Raw genomic sequence first — 15,651 nt, 5'->3', positions numbered from 1 at the left:
CGACACCCGACCGCCGATCAGGACGTGGCCTCCGCCGGACAGGTGGGCAGCCGGACGATCGCCCCGCGGCCGGCGAGCCGCCCCTGCACGAACCCCACCGGCACGTCGCCCGGGTCGACGGCCGTGACCGCCGCCATGGCCGCGGTCACGCCGGCCGCCTCCCCGGTGGCGAAGCATGCGGCGGTGATCCGGAGCGTCCCGTTGGCCGCGTGATCGCTGGACAGGCACCGGCCCGCGACGAGCAGGTTCGGGACCCGTGGGACCAGGAGCGCACCCAGCGGGATCTCGTAGCCGCTCCCGACGCCGTCGGTGTGCGCCATGGTAGGGCTGTCCGCGGCGTGGACGTCGATCGGGAACGCGCCGCACCCGATGGCGTCGGCGAACGAGGCGCCGGCACGGACCTCGTCACCCCGCACGGTGTACGCGCCGAGGACCCTCCGCGATTCACGGACCCCCACCCGGTCGGCCACCGCGCTGAGGTGGCACGCCCCGAAGCCCGGCACCCGGTCCCGGAACCACCGCACGAACTCCAGTACCTGCGCGCTGAGCCGGGCGTGCACCTCGCCGCTGCGCCCGCTCGCCGGCGTCCGGGTCACGTTGACCACGACCTCGCGGCGCTGCGGCCACGCCGCGAGGTGGAGTTCCCTGCGGTGCAGGCTGAGCAGGCCGTCCCGGTACCCGTCGCCCAGCAACGTGCGCAGGCCCCAGATGTTGGCGTGCGCGGCACCGTCGTCCGCGACCACGCTGCCCGGCCGCAGCTCGTCGGGATGGTCGCGCAGGTAGGCGAACAGGGCTCCGACGTCCACGGACCCGAGCTTGAAGAGCAGGGAGACCGGCTGCGTCGCCCCGGTGTCGGGCTGCATGGGCGCCCCGGCGAGCGCCGCGACGGCGGCATCGCCGGTGGTGTCCACGACGGCGGCGGGCCGGAACCGGCGCGGGCCGTCCCGCGTGTGCACCGTGAGCTCGTCCACGCGACCGTCAGGTCCACTTCGGACGTCGATGACCGGCGCCTGGAGCACCACCGCGACACCCGCCTCGTCGAGCATGATGGACTCGGTCAGCGCCAGCTCACCGTGGTCGACGGGTGTGCGTCCGACCGTGTACCCGACGTCGTCGCGGACGTGGCCGGGCGAGCCGCCGTTCGCCGCCAGACGGTCGACCAGTCGTTGGGCCCAGCCCGCGACGACCTGGGAACCGGTCACGCTGTGGAAACCTGCGACGTGCTCCAGGTACTGCCATGCCAGCGTGCCGCCGACCGAGCCGGACGCCTCGACCAGCACCGTCCGTGCGCCCTCCTCGGCGGCGGCGCACGCGGCCGCGACGCCCGCCGACCCGCCGCCTGCGACGAGCACGTCCACATCGATCGGTTCGGCTGCGGTCATGTCCTCACTCCTCACACGGGAAGGCGGCGGTTCACGAAGCCGCCGTACATCACGGTCGTCACCACGAGCAGGACCGCGGCGACGATCAGGGCCGGGACGAATCCGCCGGCGCGGTCGACGATCACGCCGGTGGCGATCGGCGCGAAGGCACCGCCGAGGAACCCGGCGAAGTTCTGGATGCTGCCCATCGAGCCGACCATCCGGTCGGTGGTCACGACGTCCGCGGCGAGCGCCCAGTACGACGCCGTGGTCAGGCTGTAGGTGAACATGCCGAGCGTCAGCAGCACGACGGCGAGGACCGGCCCGTCGCTGAACGCCGTCGCGACGAGCGCGAGCCCGGTGAGCAGCGCACCGCCCGCGATCGTGCGCCTGCGGGCGTGCATCGCGAGCATGCCGCGCTTGACGAGCCGGTCCGAGAAACGGCCACCGATGATCACCGCGACACCGCCCGCGATGTAGGGCAGCGCCGAGATCAGCCCGGCCGCAGTGATCGAGAAGTTCTGGGCCGACTCCAGGTAGCTCGGCAACCAGGTGATGTAGAACCAGAACACGTACTGCAGGCAGAACGCGCCGAGCATCATCGCCCAGACCGTCGGGTACCGGAACAGCCGTGCCCAGTCGCGTCCCACGGAGCGGTGCGCGACCGCGACCGGCTCGCGGCGGTCCACGCCGATGTACTCGCGCTCCTCCGGGCTCAACCGCGGGTGGTCCTCGGGGCGGCGGTAGACCACGACCCACCCGACGACGCCGACGAACCCGAGCAGCCCGACCAGGACGAACATCAGCTCCCAGCCGAACGCGAGCATCAGTGCCGTCGTGATCGGGGGCGCGATCGCGAGGCCGACCTGCGTGGCGGCGATGTAGATGCTGGTCGCCCGGGCCTTCTCGTGCTCGGGGAACCACTCGCTGGTCGCCTTCAGCGCGGCCGGGAACAGCGGCGCCTCGGCCACGCCGAGCACGACCCGCAGTCCGAGGAACACCCCGACCCCGCGCGCCGCGCCGGTCAGCGCGCCGGCGATCGACCACAGCCCGGCCGCCAGGGTCATGATCAGGCGCGGACCCCACCGGTCGACCGCCCAGCCCGCGGGCAGGTTCATGATCGCGTACGGCCAGATGAAGGCCGAGAGGATCAGGCCCATCTCGGTGTTGGAGAACCCGAGGTCGTCCCGGATGAGCGGGGCCGCGACGGACAGGTTCCCGCGATCCAGATAGTTCGTGATCGTCAGGACGGTGATCGCACCGATCACTGCCCAACGGAGGTTCTTCCCCCTCGGCCGGGCCGGAGGCCCGGACTCCACCGCCGGGTCGGGGACCCGGTCGCTCTTCTCCACGGACACGCTGTCACCTCGATGTGCCGAACGCACGGATCGGGCACCACGACGAAGGATCGCCCGTCGAGATGTCACCGGTTACATTTCGCATGACAACACACCCACACCCGTCCGTGTCAACCTGTCGCTCCGCTCGCGGACGGCGAACGCCTGGCTACGATCACGCCCGTCCGGTGAGGAGGTCTGCAGTAGTGGCGAGCATCCGCGACGTGGCCCGGGCCGCCGGGGTGTCGACCGCGACCGTCGTGCGCGTCCTCAACGGCGGCGCGAAGGTCGGCCCGGACCGCACCGAGCGCGTGCTGCGCGCGGTCGAGGAGCTGGACTACGTCACGAACGGCGTCGCGGCGAGCCTGTCCCGCGGCCGGACCCGGCTGCTGGGCCTGCTCGTGTCCGACATCGCGAACCCGTTCACGGCACAGGTCGCGCGCGGCCTGGAGGACGAGGCGCTGCGGCACGGCTACCAGGTCCTGATCTCGAGCTCCGACTTCGACCCGCAGCGCGAGGCGCAGATCCTCGAGTCGTTCGCCCGCCGGACCGTCGACGCGGTCGCCCTGCTGTCCGCCGGCGAGGCGGCCGACGGCGTGCGCCGGCTGGTGCGTGGCGGGATCCCGCTGGTGCTCATCGACCGCCGCCCGCCGGACGTCGCGTCGGTGCCGGTCGTACGGACCGACAGCCTCACGGCCGCCCGCGACGCGGTCCGGTACCTGATCGAGCTCGGACACACCGACCTCGGGATGATCAGCGGCCCACCCGGCATGGCGACGGCCGACCAGCGACTGGCCGGCTTCCGCGACGCGTGCGGCGCGGCCGGGTTGACCGTGCGCGAGGAGTGCGTGCGGCGAGGGTTTCTCGGAGTCGACGGCGGTCACCGGGCGATGCTGGAGGTCCTCGATCTCGACGTCCGCCCGACGGCGGTCTTCTCGTTCAACAACATGCTCGCGATCGGCGCACTCGGTGCCCTGCGTGAACGCGAGGTACGGCTCCCCGACGACCTGTCGTTGATCACGTTCGACGACACGGACCTGTTCCCCTACGTCGACCCGCCGATCACCGCGATCGCACAGCCCGCCCGCGAGATCGGCGCCGCCGCCGGCCGCATCCTGTTCGACGAGCTCGCCGGCGCGGCCCCGGCCGGCGGGGACCGGGACGTCGTGCTCCCGACGGAGCTGCGCATCCGGCGCTCCTGCGCGCCTGTGACGCAGACGGGCTGACCGCTCCTTGACACCGGGACCGGTGGACGGCCACAGTCGAAATGTCACCGGTTACATTTCGTCGCTCGAAGCGCTGCGGACCGGACCACCCCACTCCCCGGAAGGGATCTCGACGATGACTCTCGACCTCCACGGCATCATCCCGCCCCTGGTCAGCCCGTTCACCGCCGACGAGCAGCCCGACCTGGACGCGCTGCGCGCCGAGGTCCGCTACCACCTCGACCTCGGAGTGCACGGCATCTGCGTCACCGGCAGCACCGGCGACGGCCAGATGCTGTCGCTCGAGGACTCCGTCGCGATCGCCGACACCGCCGTGCGCGAGACCGCGGGCCAGGTGCCGGTGGTCGCCGGGATCATCCAGGACAGCACGCGCGAGGTGGTGCGCTACGGCACGGCGATCGCCGGGACCGGTGTGGACGCCCTGCAGGTCACGCCCGTGCACTACCTGTTCCAGCCGGACGAGGAGCGGACCGTCGAGTACTACCGGCGGATCGCCGACGAGACCGGCCTGCCGATCGTGATCTACAACGTGATCCCGTACGCGCTGATCCCGGCCACCACCGTCGCCCGCGTGCTGAACGAGGTACCGGACGTAGTCGGCGTCAAGCAGTCCGGCGGCAACATCCACCAGCTGGCCGACCTGCTGCACATGGACCCGGCCGGCGGGACCGTACTCACCGCCGTCGACGACCTGCTCTACCCGAGCTACCTGTTGGGCGCCAAGGGTGCGATCAGCGCGACCCTCACCGTCGTGCCGGAGCTGTGCCTGGCGCAGTGGGACGCCGTGCAGCGCGGTGACCTGGCCGCGGCGCTGGAGCTGCACAACAAGCAGCTGCCCGTGTGGCGCGCGATCGACGGTCCGAACATGACCGTCCGGATCAAGGAGGCGCTGGCCATGCAGGGCCGCAACGGCGGCCACGCGCTGTCCCCGCTGACGCCGGTCAGCGACGCCGAGCGCCAGGCACTGCGCGCCGCCCTGATCGCCGCGGACGTCAAGCTCGCGTCCTGACACGTCCGGCCGGGGCGGAGCTCCTCACCGCCCCGGCCCGCTCCGCCCGACCCGGCGCGGCCCGTCCGCGCTCCCGGCGGGTGTGCATGATCAGCGGGATCGGCCGGAACGCGCCATCCGTGTCGCGCCCGTGCCACTCCCGCCGATCATGGCGGGGACCGCTCCCCCACCACACCGCACGCACGCACGCACGCCGAGACCAGCGTGATCGGCGGAACCGGTCAGAACGCGCCATCCGTGTCGCGCCCGTGCCGGTTCCGCCGATCATGGCCGGCCCGCCACCGGCGTGATCGGCGGAACCGGTCGAAACACGCCGTCCGTGTCGCGCCCGTGCCACTCCCGCCGATCATGGCCGGCGGGAGGGACCGTGCCCCGCCGGGAACTCACCAGACCTCGGGCAGGAGCAGGTCGGCAGGAGGGTTCTCCGGTCGGAACTTGCCGGAGCGGGCGCCCTCGTGGATGTCCTGCTCGGACAGTCCCTGGGCCCGCGCCTCGACGAGCTGATCCGGGTCGAACCACTCGCCGATCGGGTTCTCGGCGAACTCGCGGGCGGCCCACATCCACTCCTTGGACACTGCCCAGTCGCCGAACGCGTCGAACTGGATCTCCACGCCGTTGCCCTCCGGGTCGGCGTAGTACATCGACATCGTGATGCCGTGGTCCAGGCACATGAACGGGACGATCCCGTTGTCGCGCAGGCGGACGTAGTTGTCCAGCCACTGGTCGAACCGCTCGTACTCGAACGCCGTGTGGTGCAGCCCCGCGCTCGTCGGCTTGTCCACCGCACGCTTGATCGCGGGGTGCGAGATCAGCGCGATCCGGTGGTTGGCCTCGTCGTTGGTCAGCCAGGCGGCGGCCTCGCTGTAGTGCACCGGCTTCAAGCCGGCGACGAGGCCGTACCAGCGGACCATCTCGTCGAGCTTGAGGGTCAGGAACGTCGCGTGGTGCAGCTTCGGCGGGATGATCGGGGCGTCGCGTCGGTCGGTCATGTCTCCTCCTTCTGGCCGGCGAACGCGGGCGCGGCGCCGCGCACCCGGTCGAGCAGCGCGTGTGGGTCGGACGGGAGCTCGTCGCCCTGCCAGGCGACGTGCTGGTCGGGGCGGACGAGCACGTACCGGTCCAGCGGCGATCGCCGGACCGCGAGCGGGACACCGGCGGCATCCGCCGCGTCCACCATGGACGGCGCCGGATCGCCGGGGGTGAGCAGTGTGAACCCGGGACCGAGCAGGTCGTGCAGCGCGCGGCCGTCGTCGAGCCACCGGTGCTGGAGACGGGCCCCGCCGCCGTCCACGATCGGCGAGTCCGGGTAGGACACGTCGAGCACGAGGTCGAGCGCGTGGAACTCGGCGTGCTTCGTGGCCTGGATGCGGTCGTGCGCGGTCCGGCGGGCCGCGTCGCCGACCGGGCCGTCGCGGTCGACGTCGTCGACGACGAGATCGGCCGACAGTGTCCGCATGTTCGACTCCGCCTCGCGGATCACCCGGTCCTGCACCGGCCGTCGTTCCGCCTCGTAGCTGTCCAGCAGGCCCGGCCCGCCCCAGCCGCGCAGCACGGCGGCGAGCTTCCAGCCGAGGTCGACGGCGTCGCCGACGCCGGTGTTCAGCCCGTGCCCGCCGAACGGCGGGTTGAGGTGCGCGGCGTCCCCGGCGAGGAACACCCGGCCGGACCGGGCCCGGTCGACGAGCATCATCCGGGCCGTCCAGGGGTCGGTGGAGAGGATCTCCGCGTCCGTACGGACACCCGCGGCCGCATCGATGATCTCCCGGCCGCGGGCGCGACCGTCGGCCTCCTCGACGCCGAACGCGATGATCCACCACGTCGCGTCGCGGTCGATCGGCCCCATGAGTGCCGGCGCGTCCGCGTTCACGGTCCAGTACTGGACGGCCGGTCCGTGCCGGACGGAGTCCCGGAGCCGCGGTGCCCGGAACACCATGCCGAAGTTGGGCCGCAACGCTATCCCACCGACGTAGGCCGAGCCGATCGCGTCGCGCACCGTGCTGCGGGGACCGTCGCAGCCGAGCACGTAGTCGGCACGGACGACCTGCTCGCGCCCGTCCAGGACCACCGACACCCGGGCCTCGTGGTCGTCCTGCGCGACGCCGGCGACCGACCCGGTGACGAGCCGGCCGGTGGGCAGGCCGGCGACGACGTCGCGCAGCAGCTCCTCGAGCACGTACTGCGGCGCCTGCTGGCCCGGCTCCGCGGACCGGTCGCCGGGGTCGAGCCCGAGCACGCCGGTGAACCGCGACAGCTCGCGCCCGGCCAGCGACGTGCAGAACACGACGTCCGACGACCAGGACACGGGCAGCGGCGCGAGCGACCGGAACTCCTCGGCGATCCCCCAGCGGCGCAGGTGCTCCATCGTCCGGACGTTGACCGTCTTGCATCGTGGCCGGGCGTGCGACACGGCCGGACGCGGCTCGACGACGACGCAGTCGACGCCTCGCGACCCGAGCTCGACGGCCGCGGCGAGGCCGACCGGCCCTCCCCCCGCGACGAGGACCTCGGTGCGGTCCGGGAGCGTCATCCGTCGTCCACGGTGGACACCCACTCGACGACGGTCTCGGTGAACAGCTTCGGGTCGGCGCCGTGCATCGAGTGCGGCGTGTCCGGGAAGGACCGGTAGTCGATCCGCTGACCGGTCGCGGCGACCAGCTCGCACACGCGCCTCGCCTGCAGGTCCGACGTGGCGCCGACCAGCCGTCCGGTCTGCTCGTCGACCGTGCGGAAGTGGTGCGTGTACAGCACCGGGACGCGGACCCGGCCGAGCATCGCGGCGTGGTCGTTGGACGCCGTCGCGGAGCCACTGAGGAACGCCCTGCCCCACTCCGGGTCGTACTCGCGCAGGTTCTGCGGCGGGCCGTCGGCCGGTGCACCGTTCTCGTCCGGCGGGCTCATCCGGGCCATGGCGCGCAGCATCTCCGGCGGCATCTCGGTCCCCATCGCCCGCTGCATCCCGGCCGCGTCCCCGATCGACCACTGGTCACCGAGCCACTTGTTCAGCACGGCGAACAGCGGGCCCATGCCCTGGTGGATGCCCTGCCCGGTGGCCGGCGTCGTCTGCGACGCGAACAGCGGCGGGTCCTCCCACACCGCGGCGCGGACCTGGCCCGGCTTCGCGAACGCGGACAGCCACGCGGACAGCACGCCACCGGACGACAGTCCGCTGACGAACGTCGGGCGCCCGATCACCAGGTCGACGAACCGCACGAGATCGTTGCCGAAGTTGTCGATCGTGTACCGGCCCGGCGTCCACGTGGACCGGCCCTGCCCACGCAGGTCGACGGCGTGCACGTGGAAGTGCTCGGCGAGCAGCCCCATGGCCTGCTCGTAACCCCACCAGGACTCGGTCTGACCGGGGATCAGCAGCAGGGCGGGCGACGCCGGGTCGCCCGCCACCGCGTAGTTCATCCGGATCTCGCCGAGGTCGGCGAGCTGTTCCGGGTAGGCGTGCGGGACGAACGTGTCCGCGCGGTCGGCGGCTTCGATGTAGGTCATCAGGGAGCTCCTCAGGATCGGGCGACGAACCGGTGGTGCATCTCGCCGATGCCGGCGCACCAGGTGGCGAGCTCGTCGCCGTCGTGCAGGAATCGTGGCGGCGTCATGCCGGCGCCGATCCCGGCCGGGGTGCCGGTGAACACGACGTCCCCGGGCAGCAGCGTGACGACCGCCGAGAGCTTCGCGACGATCGCCGGGACGGCGAAGATCATCGACGACGTCCGCCCCTTCTGGACGGTGTCGCCGTTGACCCGGCAGCCGAGCTCGAGGTCGTCCGGGTCCAGGCCGTGCGCGCGCAGCTCGTCCGCGGTGACCAGGGACGGACCGATCGGTGAGAAGCCGGGGAACGACTTGCCGAGCCCGAACTGGGCGGGCGGCGCGACGAACTGCGCGACGCGGTCGGACAGGTCCTGCCCGACGGTCAGACCCGCGATGTGGTCCCACCCGTCGGACTCCGGGATCCGGTGCCCGCCGCGTCCGATCACGGCGACGAGCTCGACCTCCCAGTCCACGTTCCCCGGTGAGAGCGCGACCTCGCCGCGCGGTCCGGTGAAACTGGACGCGTACTTCGTGAACACGACCGGCTCGGACGGCGGCTCCATCCCGGACTCCGCGGCGTGGTCGCGGTAGTTCAGACCGATCGCGAACACCTGCGGCGGGCGGGGCGCGACCGGGCCGAGCGCATCGGCGTCCACATCGGACGCGTCGTCGAACGCGGCCGTCGCGGTCCACCCCCGGAACGCGTCCCACTCGTCGTAGACGGACTGGGGGTCCGGCCCGAACCGGCCGCCGGACGCCCGCTCGACGTCGACGGCGCGGTCGCCGCCCGGTTCGATGAGCACGAGCCGGCCGGCCAGGTTGGCGATGCGCATTTCCACGTCCTCCCGAGACGTCTCAGACGAGTGCGGTGACGCCGTCGGTCAGCCCGAGCAGCGCGCGTCCGTAGACCTCGGAGGAGATCGCCGGACTGATCACGGCGTGCCGGGACGCGACCTCGGAGTCGCGCCAGATCCGCTGCAGAGGGCTGACCTCGGCGAACGAGCCGGCACCGTGTGCCGAGACGAGCGTGCGGATCGCCTCGCGGGCGTTCTCGATCGCGGCGCCGGTGTCCATCCGCACGCGGGCGCGGGCGGCGTAGTCCGGGTAGACGCCGTCGACGGCGGCCTGGTCGATGTCGGCGGCCGCCCGGTAGGCGAACAGGTGCGCGGCGTCGACGAGCGAGGCCGCCTTGGCGACGGCGAGCTGGAACGTCGGGGCGTCGGTCTGGGTGTCGTAGAACGTGTAGGACACCGAACGCTTCGGCGCCTTCTCGATCACCATGTCCAGCGCGGCCTGCGCGAGACCGAGCTGCGGCCCGGCCAGCACGAGCGCCGCGACCGGGACGAACGCCGAGCGGTACAGCACCTCGTCGGCGTGCTCGGTGGCGTAGCGCCCCTGGATCGCGGCCGGGATCGAGATGACCCGGTGGTCCGGGACGAACACGTCGCGGGCGTGGAGCGTGTTCGATCCGGTGCCGCGCATCCCGGCCACGAACCAGGTGTCCTCGATGGACAGATCACCCATCGGCACCAGGGCGAGCCCCTGGTCGACGATCTCGCCGTGCTCGTCGGGCACCGGGAGCCCGACGACGGCCCACTGCGCGTGCAGGCACCCGGACGCCCATCCCCACGAGCCCGTGATCCGGAAGCCGCCGTCCACCTTCGCCGCCTCGGCCGACGGGGCGAGCACGCCGGCGATCCGGTTCCCGGGCGCGTCCGCCCAGACGTCGCGTTGGGCCCGGTCCGGGTACAGCCCGCCGAAGAACGCGCACACGTTCATCAACGTCGTCGCCCACGACGTGGAACCGCAGCCGCGGGCGATCTCGCGGGAGACCTCCAGCTTCGTGCGGAAGTCCGTCTCGAGCCCGCCGAGTCGGCGCGGCCTCATGATCGAGAAGAGTCCGGCGTCGTCGATCAGGGAGATGTTCTCCTCGACCACCCGGCGGTCCTCCTCGGTGCGGGCGGCGTTGCGCGCCAGCACCGGCACGATCTCCGACGCGCGACCGACCAGCTCCGCCCGCAGCGCGCGGGCGTCGTCGGACGTGCCGGGACGGTCGAGAAGATGGGCGGGCATCGCGCCTCCTTCGGACGGTCGGCCCCGCATCGGTGCGTGACCTGCGACACGCCGAACGCTACGTGCCTAAGTTATAAGATGTCAACGTGGTGTAGATTCAACGACCGTGTCCGGAAAGGAGGCCACGTCCATGACGGACCAGAAGCGGCCCGGCGTGCAGTCGGTCGTGTCCCGTAAGGCCTCCGCCGTGGACCTCGTGCTGCACGAGATCCGCCGCTCGATCCTGTCCGGCGAGCTTCCCCCCGGTCAGCCGTTCACGGTGCCCGCGCTGACCGATCAGCTCGGCGTCAGCCACGTGCCGGTCCGCGAGGCCCTGCGGCAGCTCGAGGCGCAGGGCCTGATCGTGCTCAGCCCGTCGCGCAGCGCCATCGTCACCCCGCTCGACGAGGACGACCTGCGGTCGATCTACCGGCTGCGGATCATGGTGGAACCCGAGCTCGCCGCGCTGTCGGCTCCCGGCCGGACCGACCGGGACGTCGACGAGCTCGACCGGATGGTCCGTGCGACGTTCGGAGACGTTCTCGGCGAGGCGTTCTGGGCGCCGCACCGCGAGTTCCACGCGGCGCTGATCGAACCGGCCGCGTCCGAATGGGACCGGCGGATGCTGGCCCCGCTCTGGGACGCGTCCGAGCGCTACACCCGCCTGGTGTTCGACCCGGTCGACGCACCCGACTCGTTCGCCACCCGGCGCGCCCACGCGCACGACACGCTCGTCGAGGCGGCCCGGTCCCGTGACCCGGACCGGATGCGCTCCGCCGTGCGGGAGCACCTGGAGAACAACGTGTCGACGATGCTCGCGGCGATGGGACACGCGACGCAGCCGACCTGGGACGACCGGGACGCGTCGGCGTAGGTGCCGCGCGACCCGACCGCAACCGTCGCGTCACACCGGTGCCGCGTGCCGGCGCGTGGCGGGGCTGCCGGTGAGGAGCCGTGCGACCGCGTCGGCGATGGGCTGTCCCGTGTTGGCCTCGAAATAGCTGAACACCGGGCTCGGGTTCACCTCCAGGCAGACGACGCGTCCGTCGGACGGGAACTTCAGGTCGAGCCCGGCCACCTCGAGCCCCAGCGACGCGGCGAAACGCACGCAACGCTCCGCGACGTCGTCGGGGAGCGTGAACGGGCTGAACCGGGCCGGCTGCCCCGCCTGCTGCGACGCGTAGCGGTAGTCGACGGCGTCGGTGTCGACGATGGTCGCGTACACCTCGTCGCCGACCGTGTGGACCCGGACGTTGGGCCCGTCGACGAACGCCTGGAACTGGACCGGACACCATCGGATGCGCTCCAGCCGCTCCCGGTCCGACCGATCGAGGGCCGCGACGATCGAGCGCTCGCCGCTGATCGACTTGTAGACGAGCCTGCCGTGCTCGTCGGCGAACGCGTCGACCCGGTCGGGGTCATTGGTGATCAGCGTCGCCGGGACGTGGAACCCGGCCTCGCGGAGCAGCTGCGACTGGAACGGTTTGCTGAAGTTCGATCCCATCGCCCCGTACCGGTTGACGACCCTCGCCTCGGCGTGTTCCGCCCAGTGTCCGATGTGGTCGTGGAGGACGCGGCTGGAGCGCCGCGCCGGCGAGTCCTCCGGCTCCCCGACGAGTTCGGGGAGGCGCCGGTCGTCCATGAAGCGCAGGTAGACGCCACCGACGTCGTCGAGGTCGACGCCGAAACCCGGTCCGGTGAGACGACCGCCGAGGCCGCTGGAACCGGTCCGCAGCTCGAGTGCGAGGTCACGGACCTGTCGCTGGTTGACCACGACGTGCGGCAGTTCCCGCCTGCACAGGGCTTCGATGACCCGTGCCAGCGAGGTCTCGCTCGGGATCCCGCAGACGAGGATCATGCCGCCAGCTCCGCGGCGATCGCCGTGACGCCGTCCTCACCGGCCGACGACAGGTCCGGGTAGGGAGTGGCATCGAGCAGGCGCCAACCGTTCTCGCCGGGGACGGCGCCGTCGAAGCGCAGTCCGAGGATCGGCGTCTCGGCGAGCGAGAGGAGCCGCGCCGCCGCCGCCCGCACGTCGTCCGGTGCGTCGCGCACGAGCATCTCGCCACCGACGGTGAGCACCGTGGATCCGCCGGTGGGATCACCGTCGGCCGTGGACGGATCGGCGCTGTCGACGGCCAGGTCCACGACGGGAAGGCCGGCTCGCCGCGCGAGCACGCGCCAGCCGGGCGCCGGCCGCCACCGCCCGCTCAGCCCCTGTGGCGTCGGAGGGTTGACGACCCGCGGTGCCAGCCCGCGTACCCAGCTCGCCGCGAACGACGTGAGCTCGCTGCGGGCGTAGTCCTCGTCGCCCTCGACGGCTGCGAGGGTCTGCGTCGCCGGTGCGCACACCATGCGGTTCAGGACGGCGTCGATCTCACCGTCGCGCAGGGTGCGTCCGTCGCCGAGTGTGATCGTCATGTGCACCCCCTCGTCGCGGATCTCCTGGCACCAGACGGTCGACGGGTCGGCGAGAGCCTCGACGAAGACGAGCTGCACCTCCCGGCGCGCGCGGGCGCCGAGACGTTCGGCCACCCATCGGGCCGAGTGGTCGCCGACATGGCAGAGAACGAGGATCATGCGTGTCCGCCGTGGTCGGGCTCGTTGCTCAGGGCACCGCCGCGGAGGTCGGGCCGCTCGTCCTGCTCGATGAAGTGCCGCAGCACGCGGGCGGACTCGTCGAGCGCGTCGGCATGGGCCAGCAGGATCCGACGGTCGAACGTCCCGGGGAGCGGGATCAGCTCGGGCTCCTTCTCCGGTCGTTTGGACTCGTGCTCCGGCTTGGCCTCCTTGTCGTCCTTGAACTCGTCCTTACCCTCCTTCGCCTCGTCCTTCTCCTGCTTCTCCTTCCACTCCTTGCCCTCGTCCTTCGACTCGTTCTTCCCCTCGGACTTGGGGTCCTTCTCCCCCTCGACCTTCGTCTTCTCGTTCAGCTCACCCTTGGTGGCGTCCTTGCCCTGCTTGTACTCGAGCCACTCCTGCTGGATCTTCTCCTGCTGCTCCTTCTCCTCCTTGAGCGTGTCCTTCGCAGGCGGCCCCTCCCGGAAGTTCTCCTTCTGCTTCTCGGGCGGGTCGAAGGCGCCCTTCGTCTCGAGTTGGTTCCGGGTCACTGTCCGCCGCCTTCGGGGGTGGTCCCGTCGGGCTCGTTGCCGAGCGGGCCGTCGGCGAGATCGGGACGCTCGCTCTGCTCGATGAAGTGGCGCAGCGATCGTGCGGCCTCCTCGAGCGCGTCGGCGTGGCGACGCAGGCTCTCGCGGTCGATCGGCGGATCGATCCGCGGCCCCTCCCCGACAGGCTTCTCCGCCTCGCCCTTGGCGTCCTTGTTCTCCAGCTTGAACTCTTTGTTCTCGAGCTTGAACTCCTTGTTCTCCCGTTTGAGCTCTTTGGTCTCCAGCTTCTCTACCTTGAACTCCTTCCGCTCCTCCTTCTCGAACTTGGCCTCCTTGGACTCCTTTCGCTCGACCTTCTCCTTCCCCTCGACCTTGAGCTCCTTCTCCGGCTTCTCCTTGCCTTCCTTGACCTCGGACTTCTCGTTCTTTCCCTCCTTGATCTCGAGCTTCTCGTTCTTGAACTCCTTGATCTCGATCTTCTCGTTCTTGACGTCCTTGTTCTCCGGCTTCTCGGACTTGATGTCCTTGCCCTCGAGCTTGTCGTTCTTGATCTCACCGGGCGGGCGGGCGCCCTCGTCGCCGGGCGCGCCGCCGGCGCGCTGCGCGTCCGGGTCGTCGCCGGGCTGGTTGCCGCCGGGACCACTCATGATCGGCTCCTCGGATACGGGATGAGGCGAGGACCGATCGCCGGTCTCGCCGCGGGGATGGACGGAGCAGGGAACGGTGTCGATGCGAACGGCGTGACGAGGCCGCGAGCGGGCCGCACGGTCCCACCGCCAAGAGTGGCGGCCGTCACACACTGGGGCATCGCCAACATTGGGGACCTCACCGGGGCTCTACCAGAACCTGAAGGCGAAGCTGCCGCAGGCGAGGATCGTCGTGATCGGCCCGATGTACCTGGGCGACACCGTGCCCGCGAACGTGGCCGCCGTGCGCGACTCGATCCGGGAAGCGGCCACGACGGCGCAGCTCCCGTTCGTCGACCCGATCGCCGCCACGTGGTTCGTCGGCAGCGACCAGGACGGCATCGCGGCGAACGAGCTGGATCTCAACGACAAGGGCCAGCAGCGCCTGTCCCAGCTCGTCGACGAGGCGCTGAAGCGCACCGGCGCCGTCCCGAACCGACTCAGGCTGCCCTCCACGTGAGGATGCGGACCTCCTGGACGAACCGGTAGCCGTCGGGCCCGCGGCAACCGGCCAGGTAGTCGCCCAGCGGACCACCGGACTCCATCCGGTCGAGCGGCACCGAGTCGTCGAACACGCAGCGCTGGAGGAAGCCCTCGACGGCCGTTCGGTCCGAACCGGACACGGTGTACCGGATCTCCTGGACCGACGGCGTCACGCCGCAGGCCTCGAGCGACGCCGCGACCTGCTCGACGCTGCTGAACGGCGTGGCGTCCGGCGCGTGCGCGGCGCGGAACAGCTCGGCGAACCGCAGGTAGTGCGACGACGTGGTCGCCTGCACCACCGCCCCGAACCCGCCGGGCCGCAGCGCCGACGCCATCCGGGCCATGCCGTCGTCGAGCTCGGAGGGCGGGATCGCGTAGAGCGCGTGGGTGGCCCACGTGGCGTCGAAACCACTGTGGACGGGGTCGAGGTCCTGCAGCCGGACCTCGTGCTCGGCGACGGGGACGAACGGCGGCCCGAGCACCGACCGCGCCTCGGCCAGCGAGAACGCGGACGGGTCGAGCAGGTCGACGTCGATCCTCACCCCGCCCAGCGCGTCGGCCAGCCCGCGGCGCATCAGCTCCGCCGGGAACTTGCCGCTGCCGCACGCCACGTCCAGCGCGCGCACCCGGCCGTCGCGGGCGACGTCCCGGAAGTCGGCGGCCCAGTCCCGGGCCGCGACCATCTGCCGGTAGTCCTCGGTGGCCAGAGCGTAGAACGACTCCATCCCGGCGCGCCCCTGTTCGGCCCAGTGCGCCAGGCTCCGCTCGAACGTGTCCGGACGGTCGACCGTGCTCATGGTGATCCTCTCCGATCTCGGGTCGTCCCGCCGCGGCACTCCGGGTGCGAGAA

General features: G+C 71.7%; 16 protein-coding genes. 4 read left to right on the top strand and 12 right to left on the bottom strand.

What is annotated here, in order from left to right; genetic code table 11:
• Window positions 1–17: 17 nt before the first annotated feature.
• Both EV378_RS27105 and EV378_RS27100 read right to left on the bottom strand, forming a co-directional pair.
• Window positions 18–1,382 carry an FAD-dependent oxidoreductase gene (locus EV378_RS27105; protein ID WP_132430223.1) on the bottom strand — a complete coding sequence of 455 codons (1,365 nt, stop codon included), beginning with the start codon at window positions 1,380–1,382 and terminating at the stop codon, window positions 18–20.
• A gap of 11 nt (window positions 1,383–1,393) precedes the next feature.
• Window positions 1,394–2,719, bottom strand: a complete 1,326-nt coding sequence (locus EV378_RS27100) for an MFS transporter (protein ID WP_165922503.1) — start codon at window positions 2,717–2,719, stop codon at window positions 1,394–1,396.
• Between the two features lie 185 nt (window positions 2,720–2,904).
• Between EV378_RS27100 and EV378_RS27095 the strand changes: the two genes are divergently transcribed.
• Entirely contained in the window at window positions 2,905–3,924 is a 1,020-nt protein-coding gene (locus tag EV378_RS27095; RefSeq protein WP_165922502.1) for a LacI family DNA-binding transcriptional regulator, read from the top strand.
• A gap of 115 nt (window positions 3,925–4,039) precedes the next feature.
• Complete coding sequence (locus EV378_RS27090; RefSeq protein WP_132430220.1) at window positions 4,040–4,933, top strand: dihydrodipicolinate synthase family protein; 894 nt, start codon at window positions 4,040–4,042, stop codon at window positions 4,931–4,933.
• A 383-nt stretch (window positions 4,934–5,316) separates the two neighbouring features.
• Here EV378_RS27090 and EV378_RS27085 read toward each other — a convergent pair whose 3' ends face one another.
• From EV378_RS27085 to EV378_RS27065, 5 genes are read right to left on the bottom strand one after another with little or no spacing between them, the layout of a single operon-like run.
• Window positions 5,317–5,922 (bottom strand): VOC family protein, encoded by a 606-nt coding sequence (locus EV378_RS27085; protein ID WP_132430219.1) that lies wholly within the window; start codon window positions 5,920–5,922, stop codon window positions 5,317–5,319.
• Entirely contained in the window at window positions 5,919–7,460 is a 1,542-nt protein-coding gene (locus tag EV378_RS27080; protein ID WP_132430218.1) for an FAD-dependent monooxygenase, read from the bottom strand. The genes EV378_RS27085 and EV378_RS27080 overlap by 4 nt, the downstream gene beginning before the upstream one ends.
• Entirely contained in the window at window positions 7,457–8,431 is a 975-nt protein-coding gene (locus EV378_RS27075; RefSeq protein ID WP_132430217.1) for an alpha/beta fold hydrolase, read from the bottom strand. The genes EV378_RS27080 and EV378_RS27075 overlap by 4 nt, the downstream gene beginning before the upstream one ends.
• A gap of 11 nt (window positions 8,432–8,442) precedes the next feature.
• The gene (locus EV378_RS27070; RefSeq protein ID WP_132430216.1) at window positions 8,443–9,303 is read right to left on the bottom strand and encodes a fumarylacetoacetate hydrolase family protein; all 861 of its coding nucleotides are present in this window, start codon (window positions 9,301–9,303) and stop codon (window positions 8,443–8,445) included.
• 22 nt (window positions 9,304–9,325) lie between these two features.
• The gene (locus EV378_RS27065) at window positions 9,326–10,543 is read right to left on the bottom strand and encodes an acyl-CoA dehydrogenase family protein (protein ID WP_132430215.1); all 1,218 of its coding nucleotides are present in this window, start codon (window positions 10,541–10,543) and stop codon (window positions 9,326–9,328) included.
• Window positions 10,544–10,673: 130 nt separating this feature from the next.
• On the opposite strand from EV378_RS27065, the gene EV378_RS27060 reads away from it, so the two are divergent.
• Complete coding sequence (locus EV378_RS27060) at window positions 10,674–11,396, top strand: GntR family transcriptional regulator (protein ID WP_132430214.1); 723 nt, start codon at window positions 10,674–10,676, stop codon at window positions 11,394–11,396.
• Window positions 11,397–11,426: 30 nt separating this feature from the next.
• On the opposite strand, the gene EV378_RS27055 is transcribed toward EV378_RS27060, so the two are convergent.
• Genes EV378_RS27055 through EV378_RS27040 form a run of 4 tightly spaced genes read right to left on the bottom strand, consistent with a single transcriptional unit; the run spans window position 11,427 to window position 14,279 of the window.
• The gene (locus EV378_RS27055) at window positions 11,427–12,380 is read right to left on the bottom strand and encodes an MvdC/MvdD family ATP grasp protein (protein WP_132430213.1); all 954 of its coding nucleotides are present in this window, start codon (window positions 12,378–12,380) and stop codon (window positions 11,427–11,429) included.
• The gene (locus EV378_RS27050; RefSeq protein ID WP_132430212.1) at window positions 12,377–13,102 is read right to left on the bottom strand and encodes a hypothetical protein; all 726 of its coding nucleotides are present in this window, start codon (window positions 13,100–13,102) and stop codon (window positions 12,377–12,379) included. The genes EV378_RS27055 and EV378_RS27050 overlap by 4 nt, the downstream gene beginning before the upstream one ends.
• Window positions 13,099–13,632, bottom strand: a complete 534-nt coding sequence (locus tag EV378_RS27045; RefSeq protein ID WP_132430211.1) for a hypothetical protein — start codon at window positions 13,630–13,632, stop codon at window positions 13,099–13,101. The genes EV378_RS27050 and EV378_RS27045 overlap by 4 nt, the downstream gene beginning before the upstream one ends.
• Entirely contained in the window at window positions 13,629–14,279 is a 651-nt protein-coding gene (locus EV378_RS27040) for a hypothetical protein (RefSeq protein ID WP_132430210.1), read from the bottom strand. Before EV378_RS27040 ends, EV378_RS27045 begins: the two co-directional genes overlap by 4 nt.
• A gap of 169 nt (window positions 14,280–14,448) precedes the next feature.
• Here EV378_RS27040 and EV378_RS27035 point away from each other — a divergent pair, with 169 nt between their 5' ends.
• Entirely contained in the window at window positions 14,449–14,778 is a 330-nt protein-coding gene (locus EV378_RS27035) for an SGNH/GDSL hydrolase family protein (RefSeq protein ID WP_132430209.1), read from the top strand.
• Here the strand turns inward: EV378_RS27035 and EV378_RS27030 are convergent.
• Window positions 14,759–15,598, bottom strand: coding sequence for a class I SAM-dependent methyltransferase (locus EV378_RS27030; protein ID WP_132430208.1), 840 nt, complete (start codon window positions 15,596–15,598; stop codon window positions 14,759–14,761). The genes EV378_RS27035 and EV378_RS27030 overlap by 20 nt on opposite strands.
• Between the last annotated feature and the right edge of the window lie 53 nt (window positions 15,599–15,651).

The sequence above is a fragment of the Pseudonocardia endophytica genome (genome assembly GCF_004339565.1).
In the GTDB taxonomy this organism is placed as follows: domain Bacteria; phylum Actinomycetota; class Actinomycetes; order Mycobacteriales; family Pseudonocardiaceae; genus Pseudonocardia; species Pseudonocardia endophytica.
Note: the sequence above shows the minus strand (reverse complement) of the source record. Positions and strands in the feature narration are given on the sequence as shown.